At 73.9% G+C, this 21,755-nt stretch carries 18 protein-coding genes; 13 read left to right on the top strand and 5 right to left on the bottom strand.

The window, feature by feature from the left end:
• The 7 genes from ACFWIS_RS37660 to ACFWIS_RS37630 all read left to right on the top strand — a co-directional run.
• Positions 1–380: amidohydrolase family protein (locus ACFWIS_RS37660; protein ID WP_380524242.1), on the top strand; the 380-nt coding region annotated here is incomplete at its 5' end.
• Between the two features lie 352 nt (positions 381–732).
• Positions 733–1,899 carry an alanine--tRNA ligase-related protein gene (locus ACFWIS_RS37655; protein ID WP_380462270.1) on the top strand — a complete coding sequence of 389 codons (1,167 nt, stop codon included), beginning with the start codon at positions 733–735 and terminating at the stop codon, positions 1,897–1,899.
• Positions 1,900–2,431: 532 nt separating this feature from the next.
• Positions 2,432–4,081, top strand: coding sequence for a hypothetical protein (locus ACFWIS_RS37650; protein ID WP_380462271.1), 1,650 nt, complete (start codon positions 2,432–2,434; stop codon positions 4,079–4,081).
• Positions 4,078–4,650 (top strand): hypothetical protein, encoded by a 573-nt coding sequence (locus tag ACFWIS_RS37645; RefSeq protein WP_380462272.1) that lies wholly within the window; start codon positions 4,078–4,080, stop codon positions 4,648–4,650. Before ACFWIS_RS37650 ends, ACFWIS_RS37645 begins: the two co-directional genes overlap by 4 nt.
• Positions 4,651–4,655: 5 nt before the next feature.
• On the top strand, positions 4,656–5,252 hold the full coding sequence (locus ACFWIS_RS37640; RefSeq protein WP_380462273.1) for a hypothetical protein: 597 nt from the start codon (positions 4,656–4,658) through the stop codon (positions 5,250–5,252).
• A gap of 354 nt (positions 5,253–5,606) precedes the next feature.
• Positions 5,607–5,921, top strand: coding sequence for a metalloregulator ArsR/SmtB family transcription factor (locus tag ACFWIS_RS37635; protein ID WP_380462274.1), 315 nt, complete (start codon positions 5,607–5,609; stop codon positions 5,919–5,921).
• Positions 5,918–6,322 carry an SRPBCC domain-containing protein gene (locus tag ACFWIS_RS37630; protein ID WP_380462275.1) on the top strand — a complete coding sequence of 135 codons (405 nt, stop codon included), beginning with the start codon at positions 5,918–5,920 and terminating at the stop codon, positions 6,320–6,322. The genes ACFWIS_RS37635 and ACFWIS_RS37630 overlap by 4 nt, the downstream gene beginning before the upstream one ends.
• Positions 6,323–6,420: 98 nt before the next feature.
• Here ACFWIS_RS37630 and ACFWIS_RS37625 read toward each other — a convergent pair whose 3' ends face one another.
• The 3 genes from ACFWIS_RS37625 to ACFWIS_RS37615 form a co-directional block, all read right to left on the bottom strand.
• Positions 6,421–6,822 carry a pyridoxamine 5'-phosphate oxidase family protein gene (locus tag ACFWIS_RS37625; protein WP_380462276.1) on the bottom strand — a complete coding sequence of 134 codons (402 nt, stop codon included), beginning with the start codon at positions 6,820–6,822 and terminating at the stop codon, positions 6,421–6,423.
• Between the two features lie 132 nt (positions 6,823–6,954).
• Entirely contained in the window at positions 6,955–7,584 is a 630-nt protein-coding gene (locus ACFWIS_RS37620; RefSeq protein ID WP_380462277.1) for an MBL fold metallo-hydrolase, read from the bottom strand.
• Positions 7,581–8,666, bottom strand: coding sequence for an S-(hydroxymethyl)mycothiol dehydrogenase (locus ACFWIS_RS37615; RefSeq protein WP_380462278.1), 1,086 nt, complete (start codon positions 8,664–8,666; stop codon positions 7,581–7,583). Before ACFWIS_RS37615 ends, ACFWIS_RS37620 begins: the two co-directional genes overlap by 4 nt.
• A gap of 691 nt (positions 8,667–9,357) precedes the next feature.
• Here ACFWIS_RS37615 and ACFWIS_RS37610 point away from each other — a divergent pair.
• Positions 9,358–10,578: a cytochrome P450 gene (locus ACFWIS_RS37610; protein WP_380462279.1), complete on the top strand. Its 1,221-nt coding sequence runs from the start codon at positions 9,358–9,360 to the stop codon at positions 10,576–10,578.
• Positions 10,575–10,766 carry a ferredoxin gene (locus ACFWIS_RS37605; protein ID WP_380462280.1) on the top strand — a complete coding sequence of 64 codons (192 nt, stop codon included), beginning with the start codon at positions 10,575–10,577 and terminating at the stop codon, positions 10,764–10,766. The genes ACFWIS_RS37610 and ACFWIS_RS37605 overlap by 4 nt, the downstream gene beginning before the upstream one ends.
• A 472-nt stretch (positions 10,767–11,238) precedes the next feature.
• Here the strand turns inward: ACFWIS_RS37605 and ACFWIS_RS37600 are convergent, their stop codons facing one another.
• On the bottom strand, positions 11,239–12,510 hold the full coding sequence (locus tag ACFWIS_RS37600; protein ID WP_380462281.1) for a phosphotransferase family protein: 1,272 nt from the start codon (positions 12,508–12,510) through the stop codon (positions 11,239–11,241).
• A 442-nt stretch (positions 12,511–12,952) separates the two neighbouring features.
• The gene (locus ACFWIS_RS37595) at positions 12,953–13,939 is read right to left on the bottom strand and encodes a LuxR C-terminal-related transcriptional regulator (RefSeq protein WP_380462282.1); all 987 of its coding nucleotides are present in this window, start codon (positions 13,937–13,939) and stop codon (positions 12,953–12,955) included.
• A gap of 399 nt (positions 13,940–14,338) precedes the next feature.
• Between ACFWIS_RS37595 and ACFWIS_RS37590 the strand changes: the two genes are divergently transcribed.
• The 4 genes from ACFWIS_RS37590 to ACFWIS_RS37575 all read left to right on the top strand — a co-directional run.
• Positions 14,339–15,670 (top strand): IS256 family transposase, encoded by a 1,332-nt coding sequence (locus ACFWIS_RS37590; protein ID WP_380462283.1) that lies wholly within the window; start codon positions 14,339–14,341, stop codon positions 15,668–15,670.
• Between the two features lie 383 nt (positions 15,671–16,053).
• Complete coding sequence (locus ACFWIS_RS37585) at positions 16,054–16,212, top strand: hypothetical protein (protein WP_380462284.1); 159 nt, start codon at positions 16,054–16,056, stop codon at positions 16,210–16,212.
• Positions 16,213–16,319: 107 nt separating this feature from the next.
• Complete coding sequence (locus ACFWIS_RS37580; protein ID WP_380462285.1) at positions 16,320–16,532, top strand: MbtH family protein; 213 nt, start codon at positions 16,320–16,322, stop codon at positions 16,530–16,532.
• A 94-nt stretch (positions 16,533–16,626) separates the two neighbouring features.
• Positions 16,627–21,755 (top strand): amino acid adenylation domain-containing protein (locus ACFWIS_RS37575; protein ID WP_380462286.1); only part of this gene is annotated, 5,129 nt, incomplete at its 3' end.

Here is a 21,755-nt window from a genome sequence, read left to right as displayed (position 1 = left end):
TCGCCCTGATCACCGACGCCATGGGCGCCGCCGGCATGGGCGACGGCCTCTACCCCCTCGGCCCCCTCCAGGTCCAGGTCAAGAACGGCGTCGCCATGCTCCCCGACGGCAGCTCCATCGCCGGGTCGACCCTCACCCTGGACCGGGTGTTCCAACGGACGCTGCTGGACCACGGGTTGACGCTCAACCAGGCCGTCGAGTCGTTGTCCACCACCCCGGCGCGGCTGCTCGGTCTGGCCGACTCGACCGGCTCGCTGGAGACCGGCAAGCTCGCCGACCTGGTCGTGGTCGACTCCGACAGCTACCACCTGGTCGCCGTGATGCGCCGGGGCCGCTGGGCGGTCGGCGGCGAGAGGTTCCGCACCGTCAAGTCCGCCTGAGCGAAGCCCCCAGCGGCTCGTGGGCGCTCGGGATCGGCCGGTCAGGAGCAGCACACCCTTCCCATGGGCCCTTCCCATGGGCCTCCCCGCCGGCCCGGGCCGGCGGCCGTAAAAACGGCTGGCCCGGCCGGCGCCCCCGGAGGTAGCCTCGGAGGCATGGACGTCATGGATCGAAGCACCACCGCAGCCGCGCGAGCGACCAGCTCGCCGGTTGCCGCCGCCTGACGTACCCCTCCCCCGGCGACCGGAAACGGTCCGCCGGTGGTGGCTCCGAGGTGTTCCCTCCTCGGCCCGATGATCGCGCGGTCCCGTTCTCCGGCGCTGCCTCTCCGGCCCCCGAGGAGCCACCGCCATGAACACCGACCAGCTCGTCCGCGTCTTCACCGAGTACTTCGAGGAGCGCGGCCACCGCCGGATCACCGGCTCCACCCTGCTGCCCCCGCCCGGGGACCAGGTGCTGTTCACCACCTCCGGCATGCACCCCCTCACCCCGTACCTGGAGGGGCGCCCGCACCCGCTCGGCCGACGGCTGGTGAACCTCCAGCGCTGCCTGCGCACCACCGACCTCGACGAGGTCGGCGACCGCACCCACCTCACCGTCTTCGAGATGCTCGGCAGCTGGTCCCTCGGCGACTACGAGGGCCCGCAGAGCCTCGACTGGGGCTACGGGCTGCTCACCGACGGGCTCGGCATCGACCCGGGCCGGCTGCACGTCACCGTCTTCGGCGGCGACGACCGGACCGGCCCGGACACCGGCTCGCTGGAGCTGTGGCAGGACCGCCGGGTCCCGGTGGAGCTCACCGTCGAGGACAACTGGTGGTCCAACGGCCCGACCGGCCCGTGCGGCCCCGACTCGGAGATCTTCCTGTGGACCGGCGACACCCCGCCCGAGTCCACCCCCACCCGGGACGACCGCTGGGTGGAGGTGTGGAACCACGTGATGATGCGCCACCGGCGGCTCGACGACGGCTCGCTCGTCCCGCTCCCCCAGCGCAACGTGGACACCGGGCTCGGACTGGAACGGCTCTCCTCGCTGCTCCAGGGCCGCTCCTCGGTCTTCGAGTGCGACGTCTTCGACCCCTGGCGCCGCCTGGTCCCGACCCTGTGGCAGCTCGACGAACCGTCCCTGCGCCTGGTCAGCGACCACCTGCGCTCGGCCGTGGTCGTCATCGGCGACGGCGTCCGCCCGTCCCCCACCGGTCACGGCTACGTGCTCCGCCGCCTGGTGCGCCGGGTGCTCACCGTGCTGCGCCGTGACGACCCCCAGCGCGGCCTCGGCGATCTGCCGGACGAACTGGTCCGGCACACCCTGGACCGCTTCCGCCAGGACGTGCGGCCCGAGACCGTCCGCCAGGTCCTGCTGGACGAGGAGCACCGCTTCGACCGCCTCCTGCACCGCGGCCGGCGGATCCTCTCCCGCCCCCGCTTCCGCGGCCCGCTCAGCGAGGACGACCTCCACTACCTCCACGACACCCACGGGCTGCCGCGCGACCTCGTCCTCGCCCTGCGCTCCCACTGACGGCCCTCCCGTACCGCCCCGCACCCAGACTCACCCGTTCGGCTGATCCCGGACGGAACCGACCCGGCCCGGCCGGGCAGCGGCGCCTCGCGGACCGGCTGCGCAGCGCCGTCGCCGGCACCGACCACCCCGCCTGGCAGATCGACTGGGACACCCTCGCCACCATCCCCCTCGACGGGTAACCGCTCGGCATCCGCCATGACCCCCGAACGAGACCGTCGCCTCTCACGGCAGCGATCTTGCGAGTGACACAGGAGCCCGGTCCAGGACGCAGGACCTGCGGCGCGGTCGGCGAGGGCGTCGCCTTGAAAGCCAAGGACTCCTCGATGGTGTGCCCTCAGCAGGCGCGCACTGGGGTGACCGGGGCTTGCTGAGGTGAACAACTGGTGCTGTCGGAGAGTCGGTTGGAGCTCTGGAGCATTGACTGTTGCTTCTCCGTTCCCTTCCGGGCCAAGAGGAGGGGCGTCATACTGTCTGCTGAAACGCACTCACAAGCGTTTCGTGGCTGGGTAGTTCGAGCATCGGGGGATGCGTGACCACCTACAGCAGGTTTGCTTCGCTGTCGTCGGCCACCGAGCCGCAGCACACCCGCAGCGAGGCCACCCGGCTGCTCTGCGCGGGCGTCTACTTCGACGGGGTGTTCCGTCAGCGCGTCATCGAGCAGTTGGTGGAGCACGAGGAGCGGCCGGTGGCTCCCTCGCTCGGGTTCGACGCTTTGCAGGTACTTGCACACGCGCATCGGTCCCGCCGCCAGGAGGCGCAGGCCGCGTTGTACCTCCTGGTGGCCTGGGCGGGGTTCATCGGGTTCGGGCTGGTCGGGATCGGCTCGGAGGAGGTGCTGCTGCCCATCCCCTGGTTCGCCGCCTACATGCTGGTCTGCGGGGCGTCGTGGGCGGAGCAGGGCATGCCGTTCGCGATCTTCATTCTCGGCCGTTCGGTCATCAAGGAGGCCACTCGCGGCACGCTGAAGAGAGCACTGCTGAAGAGAGTGCTGGTGCCGCTGGGGCGGTTCTTGCTGACGGTGGCCTACTGGGCGCTTGCCGTCTTCGCGCTGTTCAGGGGCGCCGACGCCTGGGCGGCGCTGGTGTTCCCCGCGCTGCTGGTGCTGCCCGTGCAGGCGTACCGCGCGCAAGTGGTGTCCGTGATGCGCCGCAGCCTCAGCCGGGCCGCCTTCGCCACGGAACCCCGTGCGAAGTTGCCGGACAGTGCCCAGTACCAACGCATCGGTGCGGCCATCGACCGGGAGCAGCACGCCGGCATGGTGATCTACGACCCGTTCAAGCCGTTCGTCGGCGCCGGTGAACCGTACAAGCCCTGGTCGGTCGTCACGGAGCTGCGGAGCAAGGCGGGGCAGTCTCCCCAGGCCGGGGCGCTCACCGCTCGTGAGGTCATCGACCTGATCAGGCCTCGTCTCGAAGCTCTGGCCACGTCGGCCGCGGCCGCCAGTCGCGATCGCCTGCGCTCGATCGAGATCGACGAAGTGGTCTACATGCCGGTCGGCCTGTCCCGGAGCCAGCTCGAGTTCCAGCCCGCCCAGATCCGGCAGCAGGTCAACGGCGCTGTCGGTGAAGGCGGCGAGGCGCGCCGGCACTTCCTGCGCATCCGGGTCGGAGCATGGGACGAGCGGATCGGTATTTCCCTCCTGGTCCGTGTGCACACGCAGGGCGGGATGCTGGTACTGGAGGTCGTCCCGCACGTACTCGCCCCGGTCCGGCACGAGTTCGGCTCCGTGGATGTGGTCGCGGCCAGTGGCACCGGTGGTCTGCTGCGCCAGGCCCTGTCCGGCCTGTTCGTCAGCCCGGCGGCGAACCCCGCTGCCGGTGCCTCGCTGATCGTCACCACGGTCTCGCTCCTTCGGGTCTGGCTGACCATGCCGGACCGGGCGCCGCTCGACGCTCCCGCCGCGTCGGTGCGGGAGTTGGGCAGCGTGAGTGACCTGTCGTTGTTCCAGGAGATGGACATCAGCCGGTACGTACGGACGCTGCAGGACCGGATTGCCAGCGGGGTGGAGGACGCCTTGCGTCAGAAGGGCTACGAGACCGGCGAGTTCCAGCAGTACATCATCAACGTGAGCGGGGGCGGGGTGTTCATCGGAGGGATGAGCGGAGGCGCGGTCGCCACGGGCAACTGGGCCTCGGCACGTCACGTGAGTGCCACGGACATGAAGGGGGACATGCCATGACGTCAGCTTCCCGCGGTGAGGAGAACGCGGAGGGGACAGATCCGGCGGCGGTCGACCCGCCACCTGCGCAGGGGACGGCAGGCGGCATCAGCATCGGTGTGCTGACAGGCGGAGCCGTGGCTGCCGGGGCATCGGCTCGTGCCGAGGACCGGTCCTACCGCACCGACGGTCCGGTGGAGCCGCCGGCCGGCCACTGGCCGCCGGTGCCGCTTCCGGCTGCTCCCGGCGGCATCAGTGTCTCCGTGATGACCGGTGGTGCGGCGGCTTCGGGGCCGGGGGCCCAGGCGCTCGACAACTCGGTCCAAGCGATCGAAGCGCCTTCCGAGCTGTTGGCCGCCGTGCGAGTCCTTCGCGGGCAATTGCTCCTGGCGGGCCCTGGCGAGGAGACATCGGCGCTCGGTGCCCAGCTCGACGAGGCCGAGGAGGAGATCACCACGACGGGACTGGTGAGGCGCGACCGGCTCCAGCGGCTGCGCGAGCGACTCGAGCTCGGCGCAAGCACGGTGGCGGGGCTCTCCTCAGCTGCGGCCCTCGTACAGCAGATCGCCCAGCTGAGCGGGCTGGGGTAGCCGCCGTGGGGCAGTGGGACGAGGACCGGCAGCGCTGGACGGAGCCGTCTCGTCCGGACAAGCCGACCGCCGGAGGGGCCTTCCTGCGGCCGCTGATCGTGGCCATGGTCGGGCTCCTGCTCGCCGCCGGGGCCGGCGTCGGACTCTGGGCGTTGTCGCGCTCCCATGATCGGCAGCCGCCGGTCTCCGTACCGCCCGCGCCGAATGTTCTCCTGCCGGTCACGACCTCGCCGGCGGCGACGATCACGCCGGCGTCCCCGACCCAGGCGACGGTCACCTCGTCCACCCCTTCGCCGTCGCTCGTGGGCCCCCGCGCGGTGGTGGTGCGGTACTACCAGGATCTGAACTCCGAGGATTACCTCGACGCCTGGAACCTTGGCGGCTACAACATCGCTCAGGTCTCGTACGACCAGTGGGTCAGCGGCTTCGCCACCACCAAGGAGATTGATGTGGCCGCCTCGGACGACGTCACGGTGCCAGGCACGGTGAACGTCTTCATCGAAGCCGCCCAGACCGACGGCACCGTGAAACGGTTCACAGGCACCTACACCGTCACCGATGGGGTGATCACCAGCGCGCACATCACCAGCAGTGATCACTGAGGAGTCGGCCGGACGAACAACGTCGGGACCATCGACCGATCACCGGTTACGCCCGACCAACATGCTCGATCCGCCCTATCTGTGCCGGGGGATGCATCAGCCCTGCCTGGTGGACGTTCCCAGTCACAGCACTTGGCGTTGCCCTTGGAGCCAGCGGAGCGTGTCACGCGGGTCCGACGCTGACGCCGCTGAAGCTGTGGCTGGCGCTGGTGCCGCTCGCGACGGACCCGCTCGGCGGCGGGACGGCGGGAGCAGCACCTCTGCCACCCCGCACCCCGCACCCCGCACCCCGGGAGCACAGCCACCCGTCGGGAAAAGTTGACATGTCGGGAGTCTCCGACGGATGGTGGAGGCATGGCGGATGTCGATGTGTTCAGCGCGCTGGCCAACCCCGTGCGGCGCAGGCTGCTGGAGAGCCTGCGGGAGGGGCCGCGGGCGGCCGGGGAGCTGGCGGGGGAGTTCGAGCTGAGCCGGCCGGCCGTGTCCGAGCACCTGGCGGTGCTGCGGAACGCCCGGCTGGTGCGCGAGGAGCCGAGGGGGCGGCACCGCTACTACCACCTGGAAGCCGCGCCGCTGGCCGAGGTCGGGCAGTGGCTGCACCCCTTCGAGCACTACTGGCGGGCGCGGATGCGTTCGCTGCGCGAGCTCCTGGACGAGGAGAGTTCATGACCGAGATGGCCGCGATCCACTGCGACGAGTTCCTGCCGCACCCGCCGGCGCGGGTGTGGGAGGCGCTGACCGATCCGGAGCTGCACGCGCGGTGGTGGGCCGCCGGGGACGTGAAGGCGGTGGTGGGGCACCGGTTCACCCTGGACATGGGGCAGTGGGGGCAACAGCCGTGCGAGGTGGTCGCGGTGGAGGTGGAGCGGCTGCTGCGGTACTCGTTCGGCGCGGGGTCACTGGACACCACCGTGACCTGGCGGCTGGTGCCCGAGGGGCACGGGACCCGACTGCTGCTGGAGCACTCCGGGTTCGACCTGAACATCCCGATGGGCCGGCAGGCCCACCAGGGCATGGGGCGCGGGTGGCCGGCGGTGCTGCGCCGGATCGCCCCCGCGCTGTCCGAGTGACGTCGGCCGGCTGAGATCGGCGGGTGTCGTCGACCGAGTGGAGGCCGGCGGGTGACGTCGGCGGCGTGAGGTCGGCGGCGTGAGCGGGCCGGTGGTGCTCAGGCGCGGCCGAGGACGCGTTCGACGGTGATCTCGATGACCACCCGGTCCGGGTTCTCCCGGGGCGGGCGGTAGCGCTCGGCGTAGCGCCGCTCGGCGTCGGCGACCTGCTCGGGCTCGTCCCGTACCACCGCGACGCCCTCCAGGGTGGACCAGCGGGCCCGGTCTACCTGGCAGACCGCGACCCGCAGGCCGGCCGGCCCGGCCTCCGCGACGTTGCGGGCCTTGCGGCTGGTGCGGCTGGTGATCACCCGGGCGAGGCCCGTCGCCGGATCGAAGGTCACACCGACCGGCACCACGTGCGGGGTGCCGTCGGGGCGGGTGGTGGTCAGGGTGGAGATGTGCCGCTCGCGCCAGAAGGCGAGGAAGGCGTCGTCGAGGTCGCGCGGGTCATGGGCCATGATCGCGATCGTACGGCCCCGGGGAGTGATCGACTCCCTGGGGGCCGTACCGCCGCGGCAGCGTGAACCGCTGAAGCCGCGCAGACCGCCCAGACCGCGCAGACCGCTGGGGCGGCTGCGGCCGCTGCGGACTCAGTGGCCGCGGGCGATCCACTCCGGCAGGGCCGGGGCCTCGGCGCCGATGGTGGTCGGGTCGCCGTGGCCGGTGCGCACCACGGTGTCGGCCGGGAGGGACAGCAGCCGCTCGCGGATCGACTCGATGATGGTCGGGAAGTGCGAGAAGGAGCGTCCGGTCGCGCCCGGGCCGCCGTGGAACAGGGTGTCGCCGGTGAAGACGGTGCCGAGTTCGGGCGCGTACAGGCAGACCGCGCCGGGCGCGTGGCCCGGGGTGTGCAGCACCGTCAGTTCGGTGCCGGCCACCGCGATCCGCTGCCCGTCGGCGAGTTCGCCGTCCGGGAGCCGCTCGGGGTGGGTGAGCTTCCACAGCGGGAGGTCGTCCGGGTGCAGCAGGATCGGCGCGCCGGTGCGCCCGGCCAGGGCCGGGGCGGCGTCGATGTGGTCGTTGTGCGCGTGGGTGGAGACGATCGCCAGCAGCCTGCGCCCGCCGAGCGCGGCCTCGATGGCCTCGGCGTCGTGCGCGGCGTCGATCACCACCGCCTCCTCGTCGTCGCCGACGATCCAGACGTTGTTCTCCACCTCCCAGCTGCCGCCGTCGAGTTCGAACGTCCCGGCGGTGACCAGACGGTCCACTCGGAGGGTCACAGGACCACCACCGAGCGGAGCACGTCGCCGTGGTGCATGCGCTCGAAGGCCTGCTCGACGGCGTCGAGTCCGATCGTCTCGGTGACGAAGGCGCGCAGGTCCAGGCGGCCCTGGAGGTAGAGGTCGATCAGCATCGGGAAGTCCCGGGAGGGCAGGCAGTCGCCGTACCAGGAGGACTTCAGCGCGCCGCCGCGGCCGAAGACGTCCAGCAGCGGCAGTTCCAGGGTCATCTCCGGGGTCGGCACGCCGACCAGGACGACGGTGCCCGCGAGGTCCCGGGCGTAGAAGGCCTGCTGGTACGTCTCGGGGCGGCCGACGGCCTCCACCACGACGTCCGCGCCGTTGCCGCCGGTCAGCTCGCGGATGGCCTCGACCGGGTCGGTGGTGCGGGAGTTGACGGTGTGGGTGGCGCCGAGGGTGCGGGCCGTCTCCAGCTTGCGGTCGTCGATGTCCACCGCGATGATCCTCGACGCGCCCGCCAGCCGGGAGCCCATCACGGCCGCCCCGCCGACGCCGCCGCAGCCGATCACGGCGACGGTGTCGCCGCGGCCGACGTTGCCGGTGTTGATCGCCGCGCCGAGGCCCGCCATCACGCCGCAGCCCAGCAGGCCGGCGACGGCCGGGTCGGCGGCCGGGTCGACCTTGGTGCACTGGCCGGCCGCGACCAGGGTCTTCTCGGCGAAGGCGCCGATGCCCAGGGCCGGGGACAGCTCGGTGCCGTCCAGCAGCGTCATCTTCTGCTTGGCGTTGTGGGTGTTGAAGCAGTACTGCGCGCGCCCTCGCTTGCAGGCGCGGCACTGGCCGCACACCGCACGCCAGTTGAGGACGACGAAGTCGCCCGGCTCCACCTCGGTGACGCCCTCGCCGACCGACTCCACGATGCCCGCGGCCTCGTGGCCGAGCAGGAACGGGAACTCGTCGTTGATGCCGCCCTCGCGGTAGTGGAGGTCGGTGTGGCAGACGCCGCACGCCTGGATCCGGACCACGGCCTCGCCCGGCCCCGGATCCGGCACCACGATCGTGGTCACCTCCACGGGCGCGCCCTTGGCACGCGCGATGACTGCCTTGACCTGCTGGGCCATCCGATTCCACCTCCGTCGGCCGGTGCGGCTCTGCCCCGGCGTGACCTGCGACAAACGACTGCGGGAGACCTCTAGGGCCTGCCTCAGAAGCACTGCTGAAGGAGTGCTTACGAAGGGTAGCGCCCGCCCGGTCGGCCACCGGTGCAGGGGCGGGCGGAACGGGTCGGTGGCGGTCCGGCGTCGGGGGCGGACCCGGCGCGGTCCGGGCGCGGTCCGGGCGCGGTCCGGTCGAGGGGCGCGCGACTGGTGTTGAGCGCCCGTCAGCGCGCAACGAACTGCCCGGAAAGCGCCGCCGTTGGCTGGAAGTGCCGCAGACGGGCACCCCGCCGTCCACGTACGGTCGTAGCAGAGACGGTCCACGCGACCACGCTCAGCACACCCGCCCCACCTGACGGCAAGCCACCGCGCGCCGCCCGTGCCGGGCGCGTACCGACCGTACGCTCCCGCACGTTTCGCGCCATCCCGCGCACGGGCCCGCGCCCCGCGCGGACGACGTCCCCGGCCCACCCGCACCGCCGGCGCCACCCGCACGCCCGGAACCGCCTGCACACCCCGAACCACCCGGCACCGCCCGCACCGCCGGCCCAGAGCCGAGCCGCCCCGGCCGAACCGCCCGTCCCCGCAACGAACCCCGGATCCACCCCCCGTCGGGCCGCACCGTGCGGTCCCTGCCCTGGAGTCTGGAGTACGGATGTCCACCGAGAACAGTGCGACCGGTGCCGGCACCGGCACCGCCCCGCTCCCCCCGATGCACTGCCTGCGCCACCTCGAACCCGGCCCGCCGCGACTGGCCGCGCTGCCCACCGGTACCCCGGTGTGGCTGGTCAGCCGGCACGCCGACGTCCGGCAGGTGCTTACCGACCCCCGGCTGGGCCGTGCCCCGCTCTACGCGCCGGACGCGCCGTCGCTGATGGTCACGCCGAACATCCTGGACGACCCGCAGAGCATGCTGAACATCGACGGCACCGAGCACCAGCGGCTGCGCCGCACCGTGCAGCGGGCGTTCACCCCGCGGGCGATCGCCCGCTGGAAGCCCTGGGTGGCCTCGGTGGTCGAGGCGCTGATCGACGAGGTGATCGACCGGGCCTCCCCCGTCGACATCGTCGCCGCCTACACCCGACCGCTGCCGGTCGCGGTGATCAGCCGGCTGATGGGCCTGGACAACCTGGACGGCAAGCGGCTCGCCCACTGGAGCGACCACGCGCTCTCCACCACGGCCCACAGCGCCGAGGCGATCGGCACCGCGATGAGCGAGTTCGCCGCCTTCGGCGCCGAGGTGATCGCCGAGCGCCGCGCCGAGCCCGGCGACGACCTGGTCAGCAGCCTGCTCACGGCCGCCGCCGAGGACGGCTCGATCACCGAGGGGCAGCTGATCGCCCTGGTCATCGGCCTGGTGGTGGCCGGTCACGAGACCACCATGACCAGCCTCGGCAACGCCCTGGTCTACCTGCTGCAGGACGGCCGGGACGCCTGGCAGCGGCTCGCCTCCGACGAGGCCAGCGCCGCCGCCGCGACCGAGCAGATCCTGCGCGCGGTGCCGCTCGGCGACGCCGCCGAGCACATGCCCGGACTGCTGCGCCGCACCGTGGAGGAGGTGGAGATCGGCGGGGTGGTCATCCCGGCCGGCAGCGTCGTCGCCGCCGACACCGGCTCCGCCAACCACGACCCGGAGGTCTTCACCGGGGACCTGCGCACCGAGCTGTTCTCCCCGCTGGCCGCGCCGATGCTCACCTTCGGCGCCGGACCGCACCACTGCCTGGGCGCCTGGCTGGCCCGGATGGAGCTGGAACTCGCCCTGCACCGGCTGGCCCGGCGGCTGCCCTCGCTGCGGATGGCCGAGCCGGTCGAGACCATCGACTGGCGGCGCGGGCTGCTCACCCGCAGCCCCGACACCCTGCGGGTCAGCTGGTGACGGGCTCCTCGGGGTCCGCCGACACCACCGGGGCGGGGACCGGTGCCGCCGAGGCGGTGGTGGTCCGGGTCGACCGGGACCGCTGCATCGGCTCCGGGATGTGCGCCCTCAGCGCCCCCGACTCGCTGGCCCTGGGCACCGACGGGCTGGCCCGGCCGGTGGCCGGGTACGCGGACGGCGGCGCGTAGTTGACGGACGGGCTGGCCGAAGCGGTGGAGTTCTGCCCGGTCGAGGCGCTGGCCCTGCACTCGGCCCGCGGCGGGCACCGGATCGCACCGGCGGAGTGACGCGACCGCCCGGTGTCGGCCGCCCTCGCCACCGTCACGGCGGAGGAGGACGACACCGGGGCGGCCCGACCTGACTCCGCATCGATCGATGAGCCGGGCTCATCAGTCGATGAGCCATTCGATCGTGTTGCGCGCCCTCGCACCGGACTTCCTCGTGCCGGCCCTCGGCCGGATCCTGCTCGGCGCCGCCATGGGCATCGTCTGGGGCCTCGCCGGGAGTCTCGGACCGTGCCTCGCGGACGGACCCGGGGGCGCCGGGTTCGGGGGCGTACGTCCCACCCGGGCAGTGCAGGGGCGGGGCAGGGCGGGGCAGGGCAGGGCCGGGCAGGGCGGTGCAGGGCCGGGCAGGGCGGTGCGGCCGGGCGGCCTGGGATCAGCGTGCGTCGCGCCCTCCCGTCGGCCGGTGGGCCGGCCGCCAGCAGGCCAGGGCGGCGCGCAGTTGGGCGGCCGGGTCGCCCTCGTGGTACGGGCGTTCGCTGGGTTCGATGTGGTCCAGGAACTCCTGGTAGCGCAGCGCGTGGAACAGGTGGTGGAGCGGTTCGGCGAGTTCGAGGGCGCGCTGCGGGTCCGAGCCGGGGACGTGCCGGCGCCAGGCCGCCGTCCAGACCTCGGTGTGGTGCCGCCCGGCCTCCGGGGTGAGGTAGGCGCGGGGGCGCAGGCCGTCCTCGGCCGGGTGGCCGAGGCAGGCGTCGGCGTAGTCGACGACGACCGGGCTGCCGTTCCCGGTGCGCCAGTTGCCGGGGTGGAAGTCGCCGTGCAGCAGGGTAGCGGGCAGCCCGCAGGCGGCCAGGTCCCGCAGCAGCGCTGGCAGGCCGGCGGCGAACCGCCGTAGCCGGTCGCGTTCCTCCACCGTCAGGTCGGTCTCGGCGGGGAGCCGGTCCAGCAGGGCCAGCAGCCGGGTGTGCAGGGCGGCGGGCGTGCGGTCGCGCAGGCCGGCGAGGGCGGCGGGGTGTTCGGCGAGGGCGGCCTGGGCGGCGACGAAGCGCGGGACGACGTCCGCCACGGTGGCCTCGCTCGGGGTCCAGCAGTCCTCGCCGGGGATGTGGTCGAGCAGCAGCCGCCCGGCGGCCGGGTCGGCGGCGAGGACGGTCGGTACCAGCGCGGGGTCGACGCCGCCGAGCAGCGCGATGACCTCGCCCTCGGGGGCGTTGAAGCGCGGGCTGGTGGTCTTCAGCCACGCGTCGGGGCCGGTGGCGGTGGGGAGGCGGAAGAGGCCGGACAGGTTCCAGGTGCGGATCTGCCGGGCGGCGCCGGCGGCGGGGCGGCCGAGGGCGGCGAGCTGCTCCTCGGCCCAGGTCAGCGCCGCCCGTAGGCCCTCGGGGGTGGCCCAGGCGGCGCGCCGGGTGTCGCCGGGGCCCAGCCGGGCGGCCGTCCCGCCGTCCAGGGGGCGGGGTCGGAGAGTGGTCGGTCGGCGGAGTGCCTCGGCGTGGTAGCGGACCCGGCCGCCGTGGCCGAGGTCCTCGCTGTGGCCGTCGACCAGCCTGGTCACCAGCACCGGCACGCCGGCCAGTTCGGTCGCCCGGTCGACGACGCCGTCCATCGAGGACCACCACCCGACGGCGGCCTCGAAGGGGCCCAACTCCCCGAAGTACTCGTCCCCGTGGGTGAGGTCGACCGTCACGGTCCGGTTGTTCGCTCGCTGCATCCGGGCAGCTTCGCCGACGAACCCCCGGGAGCGCGACCGGATTTCGGCAGGAGCGGCCCGGGCGCGGGAGCGTCGCGTGGTGCGAGCGCTGACGGTACTGGGAACGTGCGGGGCCTGGCCGGAGACCGGGCGGGCGGGCGGCGGAAGCGGACCTGTTCGTCGCCGGGGCCACCCTGCGCGGCCCCGGCCGCGACCCGCACCTGCTGAGTGCGGCCGAGGCCGGGGCCTGGGCGGCCCGTGCCCGGGCCCGCCGGCTGCTCCTCGCCCACTCCGGCCCGGCGCCGACCGGGGCGGGTCGGTGGCCGAGGCCGCGAGCGGGTTCCCGGGTGGCGAGGTGATCGCGGCGGAGGAGGGCATGGTGATCCCTGCTGACGGCCTCGGCGCCCGCGGTGAGGCTGCGCTGCCCGAAGCCTCGTACCGGAAGGAGGGGCGGCGGGGACCGTCAGAGGTCGTCGAGCGGCTCGGCCAGCACACCCTCGCGGGCGATGATGTACCCGAGGTGACCGCGGCTGCGGCTGCCGAGGAGTTCGCTGGCCTTCTGGATGTGGCTGGAGACGGTGCGGGTGCTCATGCCGAGGCGGGAGGCGATGGCCTCGTCGGTGAAGCCGTTGACCATCAGCCGCAGGACGTTCTGCCGGGTGCGGTCGGTGAGCAGCTGGGGCCGGTGGTGGCCCTCCAGGTAGGTGACGGGCTCGGCGCGTTCCCACATCAGTTCGTAGATCTTGAGCAGGTACTCGACCAGCGGCGGGAACTGGATGAGCATCGCGGCGGCCTCGCGGTCGGCACCGGCCGGGACGAAGGCGGTGGAGCGGTCGCAGATGATGACCCGGTCGAAGACCTCGTTGAGGGTGCGCACCTGGGCGCCCCGGGCGCTGACCTGCTCGATGTAGGCGAGCGTCGGGCCGTGCGAGCGCACGGTGTGCTGGTAGAGGGTGCGCTGGCGGACGCCGCGTTCGGCGAGGGCGAGGTCGCGCGGGAGGGCGTCGGCGAGCTGCTCGGCGCCGCGGCCGCCGCCGGGCTGGGCGGTGCGCAGCTCCTCGGTGCAGGCGGCGACGGCCTTCTCCAGGGCTGGGTTGATCTCCTCGCCGGCCAGCAGACGGATCGGGAGCTGGGCCTGTCTCATCACGTCCTGGTAGGCGTGTTCGGCGGCGGTGAAGGCGGTGCGCAGCTCGGCGAGCTGCTCCTGGTGGGCCAGGACGGCGAGTTCGAGCGGCCTGGTCAGGCCGGTGACCGCGAGGTCGGGCGGGACGGGCGCCAGCCGCTGCCCGGCGCCGGGCAGGGCGCGCAGCAGGCCCATGCTGAGCAGGCACTCGGGGGCCTGACCGGCGGTGGCGCCGCCCTCGGCGAGGGCGGCGCGGTAGAACTCGACACCGCGGTCACAGAGTTGGGGTGTCCCCTTTTCCGTGTTGGTGTCCTGGGATACGCACATCTGGGCATCCTTCCGGCTTCGGCATTGCGCTTTCACGAATGCCCGCACCGGCAACAGCCAGGCGTCCGAAAGGGCAGGATGGAACTCGCCTGCCGTTCGAACGCATCCCCCCCGGGCCACGACAGCCGCGAGTGTACGCCCTAAAGGCGCGGAAATCAGCGGTTCACGGTGAAACCGGGCATGCCCGACAACGGCGTCCGGCGGGCGGTGGCGGTGGCGGTGGCGGTGCACGCGCCGGTGACGGCGAGGACGACCGTACCCGGCCGTGGTAACGGGCGGATGGCCGCCGCATTGCACGTGTCGCCGCGCCCGGGTGGCCGGGGCGAACGGCCGGCGAACCGGCCGGCCGACGGACGGAGGGCACCCTTGTTGCGAGCTGATCCCGATCCGCCTCCTCCCGTGGATCCGGCCGCGCTGGTGGACCAGCGGCTGGTGCGGCAGCTCGCGGAGGCCGCGGCCGCCCAGGTCGGCTCCGGGGCCGTGCAGTTGCTCGGTGACGGCGGGCTGCTCCAGGCGCTGGCCAAGCAGCTGATCGAGCGTGCCCTGGAGATCGAGCTCCAGGAGCACCTGTACGGCGACGGGCCCGGTGGCGGCACTCCGGCGGGCGGAAGTACGGCGGGCGGAAGTACGGCGGGCAGTGGTACGGCGGTCGGGAACAATCCGGCTGGCGCCAACGGCCGCGGTGCTGTCGTCGGCCCGGCCGCCCCTGGAAGTCCCAACGGCCCCAACGGCCCCAACGGCGCCCGGGCCAGACGGCTGCTCACCGAGATCGGACCGGTCGAGGTGCGGGTGCCGCGTGACCGGGACGGCAGCTTCGCCCCCCGTACGGTCCGCCCCCGGGCGCGCCGGCTGCCCGGCCTCGACCGACTGGTGGTCTCGCTGACCGCGCGCGGCCTCAGTTCGGGTGAGCTGGTGGCGCACCTGTCCGAGGTGTACGGGGTGGAACTCAGCCGGGAGACCGTCTCGGTGATCACCGATCAGGTGCTGGACGAGCTCGCCGACCGGCGCGGGCGCCCGCTGGACCCGGTCTACCCGGTGGTGTTCCTCGACTCGGTGCGCAGCGGGCGCTCGGGCGGTCCGCTGGTGCACCTGGCGCTGGGGGTGTCCACCGACGGACTGCGCGAGGTGCTGGGCCTGTGGCCGGCCACGGACGGCGAGCACTGGCCGCGGGTGCTGGCCGGACTCGCCGAGCGCGGGGTGCGCGAGGTCTGGGTGCTGGTCGGCGACGCGGGCGCGGGCCTGGCCGAGGCGGCGTCCGCGCGCTGGCCGCGCACCGTGGTGCACACCTCGGTGGCCCATCTGCTGCACGCGGCGCTGCGGCACGCGCCGGGCGAGGACTGGGGCGCGCTGGCCCGGACCCTGCACGAGATCTGTACGGCCCCCACCGAGCCCGCCGCACTGGAGCGGCTGGGCCGGGCCGAGCGGGAGTGGGGGCCGAGCCACCGCGAGGTGTTCCGGGTGTGGCGGGCGGCCTGGCCGCTGCTGGCGCCCGGCTTCCGGTTCGGTCCGGAGGCGCGGCGGCTGCTCGCGGGCGGCGGCGCGCTGGAGCGGTTGCACGCGCGGCTGCGCCGGATCGAGCAGGCCGCCGGGCGGGTGCGGGACGAGCGGGCCGCGCTCAAGCGCGTCTACCTGGCGACCCTGGCCCTGGAGTCACCGGCCGGGGCCCGACGGCCGTGGACCGGGGACTGGCCGGCCGTCCGCGAGGAGCTGCGCCGGGGCTCCCGGCACTGAGGCCGGCCATCCGACCCGCCGAGGCCGGCATCGAATCCGCCGAGACCTTCGTAGAACATCAAGTTCCGCTACTGACAAGGGAGTTGTTCAACCGACCCACAGGGCCCGTCCAGCCGCCGAGTCACGGGGTTTCCGGCCACCGGGGTGCGGATCCAGCCACCGGGCCGGGCCTTCGCGAGCCCGTCCTCCCACCACTGATCTGACAGAACCAGGTGCTCATTGCATCAGTTCTGACCGTTTTTGACACAGTCTGTTCACGCTTCCGGTTCCCGCATTGCGTGATCCCGATAACGGCCAGAGCTTCCACGCCAGTTTGAGCCTCGGCAGGATGCATTCACAGCGAGGAGCGCACACACCGCCCGCCTCAGGAAGAGGAATTCGCCATGACGAATCTTGCCGCTCGCATTCACAAGATGCTGGGGATTCTCACCGTTCTGCTGGTCGCCGTCATCGGCCTCCAGACCCACGCCGCACCTCACCCGTCCACCACCGTCGCCGGGCCCTCCGCGGTCCACGGCGACGACTCCGGCTGGGGTCCGTGACCGTACTGCGGCGAAGTCGCCGAACCGTACGTCGACGTAGTCCGTTCACCGCGCGACGACGAAATTCACCCCTCTTCGTAATTCTCCTGACAGAGAGGAAACCGACGATGGCGAACCCGTTCGAGGACCCCGAGGCCGACTACCTCGTCCTGGTCAACGACGAGGGCCAGCACTCGCTGTGGCCGGTCTTCAGCCCGGTGCCCGACGGCTGGCAGCAGGTCTTCGGCGCGGCCGGACGCCAGGACTGCGTGGACTACGTCGAGCAGCACTGGCAGGACCTGCGGCCGAAGAGCCTGGTCGCCCACCTGGCCGGCCACTGACCGCTCCGCCGGGCTCCACACCGCACCACCGCTCCGCAGCACACCGCACCACCGCACGCTCCACCGGTCACGCAGCAACGAGGGAGACAGTCACATGTCCGGGGACCAGCAGACACACAGAACCGAGCCACGGCCGGGACCGGCCGAGGTGCTGCTGTGTCGACTGTTCGCGGAGGTGCTCGGCCGGGAGTCCGTCGACCCCGCGGCGGGCTTCTTCGACCTCGGCGGTGACCGGCCCGCCGCCGTCCGGCTGCTGGCCCGGGTGCGCGCCGAACTCGGCTTCCGGGTGCCGCTGCCACTGCTGCTGGACGCCCCCACCCCGGCCGGCCTGGCCACCCGGCTCGCCGCCCCCACCACCCTCGTCACCCCCGCCGTCGCCGACCCGCGCCCCACCCTCAGCGCGCTGGTCGACGCCCAGGTGGCCCGCACCCCGCAGGCCCCCGCGCTGTACGCCGAGGACGTCATCCTCAGCTACGCCGAACTGGACGCCCGCGCCAACCGGCTGGCCAGGGTGCTCGCCGCCCGCGGCCTGGGCACCGAGGACGTCGTCGCGCTCGCCCTGCCGAAGTCCCCCGAGGCGATCGCCGCGATCCTCGCCGTGGCCAAGACCGGCGCGGCCTGGCTGCCCGCCGACCCGGCCTACCCGGCCGAGCGGCTGCGCCACATGCTCACCGACTCCCGCGCCGCCCTGGTGCTCAGCACCGCCGGCGCCGCCGAGCGGCTGCCCGACACCGGTGCCCCCCGGCTACTGCTCGACTCCCCCGAGCACCTCGCCGACCTCGCCGGACGGCCCGGCACCCCGTTCACCGCCGACGAGCGGGTGCGGCCGCTGAGCGCCGACCACACCGCGTACGTCATCTACACCTCCGGCTCCACCGGCGTGCCCAAGGGCGTGGCCGTCACCCACGCCGGACTGCCCAGCATGGTCGGCACCCAGGTCGCCGCCACCGGGGTCGGCCCCGGCAGCCGGGTGCTCCAGGCCGCCTCGCTCAGCTTCGACGTCTCGGTCTCCGACCTGGCCGTGGCGCTCACCACCGGCGCCGCGCTCGTCCTCCCCCGCGAGCAGAGCGAGCTGGTCGGCGAGGCGCTGGCCGCGCTGATCGACCGGCACGGCATCACCCACGCCGACGTCGCCACCGCGATGGCCGCCACCCTGCCGGACGTCCCGCTGCCGACCCTGCGCACCCTGATCGGCGGCGGCGAGGCCATCCCGCGCGAACTGGCCGCCCGGCTCGGCCGGGACCGGCTGATGCTCAACAGCTACGGGCCGACCGAGACCACCGTCATCGTCACCATGAGCGAGCCGCTCACCGGCACCGAGCAGCCCCCGATCGGCCGCCCCTGCCAGGACGTGCGGATCCACGTGCTGGACGAGCGGCTGCGCCCGGTGGAGCCCGGCACCGTCGGCGAGCTGTACGTCTCCGGCCCGCACCTGGCCCGCGGCTACCTGGGCCGCCCCGGCCTGACCGCCGACCGGTTCGTCGCCTGCCCCTTCGGCGAGCCCGGCGAGCGGATGTACCGCACCGGCGACCTCGGCAGCCACCGCCCGGACGGCCAGCTGGACTTCCTCGGCCGGGCCGACGACCAGGTGAAGATCCGCGGCTTCCGGGTGGAGCTCGGCGAGATCGAGCAGACCCTCTCCGCCCACCCCGGGGTCCGCCAGGCCGTGGTGATGGTCCGCGAGGACCGCCCGGGCGAGCGCCGGCTGGTCGGCTACACCGTCGGCACCGCCGACCCGGACGAGCTGCGCGCCCACTGCGCCGAGCTGCTGCCCGACCACATGGTGCCCACCGTCGTCGTCCTGGACCGGCTGCCGCTCACGCCCAACGGCAAGGTGGACAAGCGCGCCCTGCCCGCTCCGGTCCTCGGCGGCGCCGAGGAGGGCGGCCGGGCCCCGGCCGGGGAGCTGGAGCACACCCTGGCCAGGCTGTTCGCCGAGGTGCTCGGACTGCCGAGGGTCGGGGTCACCGAGTCCTTCTTCGAGCTCGGCGGGGACTCCATCGTGGCCATCCAGCTGGTCTCCCGGGCCCGGCACGCCGGGCTGCAACTCACCCCCCGCGCGGTCTTCGAGGCCCCCAGCGTGGAGGCGCTGGCCCTGGTCGCCCGCCCGTTGGAGGGACCGGTCGCCGTCGAGCCACCCGGGGCCGGCCTCGGCGAGGTGCCGCCGACGCCGATCGTGCACTGGCTGTCCGAGCAGCACGGCGCCGTCGAGAGCTTCTACCAGTCCACCCTGCTCACCCTCCCGGCCGGCACCGGCCACCGGCACCTGACCACCGCCCTGCAGGCCCTGCTGGACCACCACGACGCGCTGCGCGCCCGAACCTCCCCGCTCGCCCGGCGCCCCTGGACCCTGCACGTCCCCGCCCCCGGCGCCGTCCCCGCCGCCGAGCTGCTGCGCAGCGTTCCCGGCCCCGCCACCACGGACACCCTGCGCGCCGCCACCGACGCCGCCCGCGACCGGCTCTCGCCCGAGGACGGCCGGATGCTCCAGGCCGTCCGCTTCGACGCCGGCCCGGACCAGCCCGCCCGGCTGCTGCTGGTGATCCACCACCTGGTGGTGGACGGCGTCACCTGGCGCATCGTCGAGGAGGACCTGCTCGCCGCGCTCGCCGCCGCCCGGGAGGGCCGCGCGCCGGAGCTGCCGCCGGTGCTCACCTCGTTCCGCCGCTGGGCCCAGCGGCTCACCGCGGAGGCCCGCACCGAGCGCCGCGCCGCCGAACTCCCGCACTGGCGAGCCGCCCTGGCCACCCCCGACCCGCTGCTCGGCGCCCGGGCCCTGGACCCGGCCGAGGACACCTACGCCACCGGCGCCTCCCTGCGGCTGGTGCTGCCCGCCGAGACCACCCGGGCGCTGCTGACCGGCGTCACCGCCGCGTACCACGCCCAGGTCAACGACGTGCTGCTGACCGCGCTGGCCCTGGCCCTCACCCACTGGCGCGGCGACCACCCGGCCGCGCCCGACGGCGCCGTGCTGCTGAACGTCGAGGGCCACGGCCGGGAGGAGGTCGTCGAGGGCGTCGACCTGCACCGCACCGCCGGCTGGTTCACCTCCGTCTACCCCGTACGGCTCGCCCCCGGGGCGCTGTCCTGGGCCGAGGTCACCGCAGCCGGCCCCGAACTCGGCCGGGCGCTCGGCCGGGTGAAGGAACAGCTGCGCGCCGTCCCGGACAACGGCATCGGCTACGGCCTGCTGCGCCACCTCAACCCGGCCACCGCAGAGGTACTGGCCGGGTACGCCGAGCCGCAGGTCGAGTTCAACTACCTGGGCCGCTTCCAGCCCGAGGGCGTCACCGCCGAGTCCGTGCGGGCCGGCGCCGAGGCGATGACCGAGGGCGCCGCCCCGGACCTCGCGCTCGGCCGGGTGCTCGGCCTGGACGCCACCACCGTCGACACCCCGCAGGGCCCACTGCTGGTCGCCCAGTGGTCCTGGGCCGCCGGACTGCTCGGCGAGGAGCGGGTCCGGGAGCTCGCCGAGGCCTGGTTCACCGCGCTGGACGCCCTCGCCGAGCACGCCCGGCGGCCGGACGCCGGCGGGCACACCCCCTCCGACTTCCCGCTCGTCGCCCTCGACCAGGACGAGGTCGACCGGCTCGCCGGACACCACGCCCCCGCCGCCCTGGTGGACGTCTGGCCCACCTCCCCGCTCCAGCAGGGCATGGCCTTCCACACCGAGTACGACACCGACGGCGCCGACGTCTACACCTCCGTCTGCACCTTCGACCTCACCGGCCCGGTCGACGCCGACCGGCTGCGCGCCGCCGCCGAGTCCCTGCTGCTGCGCCAGCCCAACCTCAGGGCCGGCTTCCACCAGCGCCCCGACGGCCCGCCCGTCCAGGCCGTGCCGGACCACGTCGAACTGCCCTTCACCGTCCTCGACCTGACCGCGCACCCCGACCCCGCGGCCGAGGCCGAGCGGATCGCCGCCGCCGAGTACGGCCGCCGCTTCGACCTCGCCAGGCCGCCGCTGCTGCGCTACACCCTGCTCACCCTCGCCCCCGGCCGGCACCGGCTGATCGCCGCTGCCCACCACATCCTGCTGGACGGCTGGTCCACCCCGCTGTTCGCCGAGGAGCTGTGGGCCCTGTACTTCCGCCGGCCGCTGCCCCCGGCCGCGCCCTACCGCGAGTACCTGCGCTGGATCACCCGGCGCGACGGCGCCGCCGCCCGCGCCGCCTGGGCCGGCGCCCTCGCCGGCGCCGACGAGCCCACCCTGCTCGCCCCCGCCCGCACCACCGCCACCCCTCAGCTGCCGCTGCGCCTGCACACCGGCCTCACCCCGGCCGCCACCGAGGCGCTGGGCCGCACCGCCCGCCGCTACGGCGTCACCCTCAACACCCTCGTCCAGGCCGCCTGGGGCGTGCTGCTGGCCCGGCTCACCGGACGGCACGACGTGCTGTTCGGCACCACCGTGTCCGGCCGGCCGCACGACCTGCCGGGCGTGGAGCGGATGATGGGCCTGCTCATCAACACCGTGCCGGTGCGGGTCACCCTGGACCCCGCCGAGTCCTGGGGGCAGCTGCTGCTGCGGCTGCAGCACGAGCAGTCCGCGCTGCTGGACCACCAGCACCTCAGCCTCACCGAGATCCGGCAACTCACCGGTCTGGGCAGCCTGTTCGACACCGTCACGGTGTACGGCAACTACCCGGACCCGACCGCCCTGGACGACGCCGACCCGAACGGCGCCACCCGCGTCACCCTGGTCGAGGACGTCGACAGCGCCCACTACCCGCTGCTGCTCGCCCTCACCCCGGGCGACGGCCTGCAACTGCGCCTGGACCACCAGCCGGACGCCTTCAGCGCCGCCGAGGCACGCACCGTCCTGGACCGCTTCCTCGCCCTGCTGGACCGGATCGTCGCCGACCCGGCCGAACTCATCGGCGCCGTCGACGTGTTGACCGACCAGGAGCGGGCCCAGTTGCTCTCCGACCGGCACGGCCCGGTCACCGCGCTGCCGGCCGGCGCGGTCCCCGAGCTGTTCGAGGCCCGCGCGGCCGCGACGCCGGAGGCGGTCGCGCTGGTCGCGGGCCCGGAGACGCTGACCTACGGCGAACTCAACGCCCGCGCCAACGGATTGGCGCGACGACTGGCCGAGGCCGGGGTCGACACGGAGACACCGGTGGCGGTGCTACTGGAGCGCACACCCGCGCTGGTGGTCGCACTGCTCGCGGTACTCAAGGCCGGTGGCACATATGTGCCGTTGGACGACGCCCAACCGCAGGAGCG

Origin of the sequence: Kitasatospora sp. NPDC127060, assembly GCF_042724935.1 — a bacterium.
GTDB lineage: Bacteria > Actinomycetota > Actinomycetes > Streptomycetales > Streptomycetaceae > Kitasatospora.
Note: the sequence above shows the minus strand (reverse complement) of the source record. Positions and strands in the feature narration are given on the sequence as shown.

Coding starts and splice junctions, on each gene's coding strand:
- ACFWIS_RS37610 (WP_380462279.1), top strand. CDS start 9,358: ATGTCCACCGAGAACAGTGCGACCGGTGCCGGCACCGGCACCGCCCCG.
- ACFWIS_RS37600 (WP_380462281.1), bottom strand. CDS start 12,510: ATGCAGCGAGCGAACAACCGGACCGTGACGGTCGACCTCACCCACGGG.
- ACFWIS_RS37585 (WP_380462284.1), top strand. CDS start 16,054: ATGACGAATCTTGCCGCTCGCATTCACAAGATGCTGGGGATTCTCACC.
- ACFWIS_RS37630 (WP_380462275.1), top strand. CDS start 5,918: ATGACCGAGATGGCCGCGATCCACTGCGACGAGTTCCTGCCGCACCCG.
- ACFWIS_RS37645 (WP_380462272.1), top strand. CDS start 4,078: ATGACGTCAGCTTCCCGCGGTGAGGAGAACGCGGAGGGGACAGATCCG.
- ACFWIS_RS37595 (WP_380462282.1), bottom strand. CDS start 13,939: ATGTGCGTATCCCAGGACACCAACACGGAAAAGGGGACACCCCAACTC.
- ACFWIS_RS37655 (WP_380462270.1), top strand. CDS start 733: ATGAACACCGACCAGCTCGTCCGCGTCTTCACCGAGTACTTCGAGGAG.
- ACFWIS_RS37580 (WP_380462285.1), top strand. CDS start 16,320: ATGGCGAACCCGTTCGAGGACCCCGAGGCCGACTACCTCGTCCTGGTC.
- ACFWIS_RS37625 (WP_380462276.1), bottom strand. CDS start 6,822: ATGGCCCATGACCCGCGCGACCTCGACGACGCCTTCCTCGCCTTCTGG.
- ACFWIS_RS37615 (WP_380462278.1), bottom strand. CDS start 8,666: ATGGCCCAGCAGGTCAAGGCAGTCATCGCGCGTGCCAAGGGCGCGCCC.
- ACFWIS_RS37635 (WP_380462274.1), top strand. CDS start 5,607: ATGGCGGATGTCGATGTGTTCAGCGCGCTGGCCAACCCCGTGCGGCGC.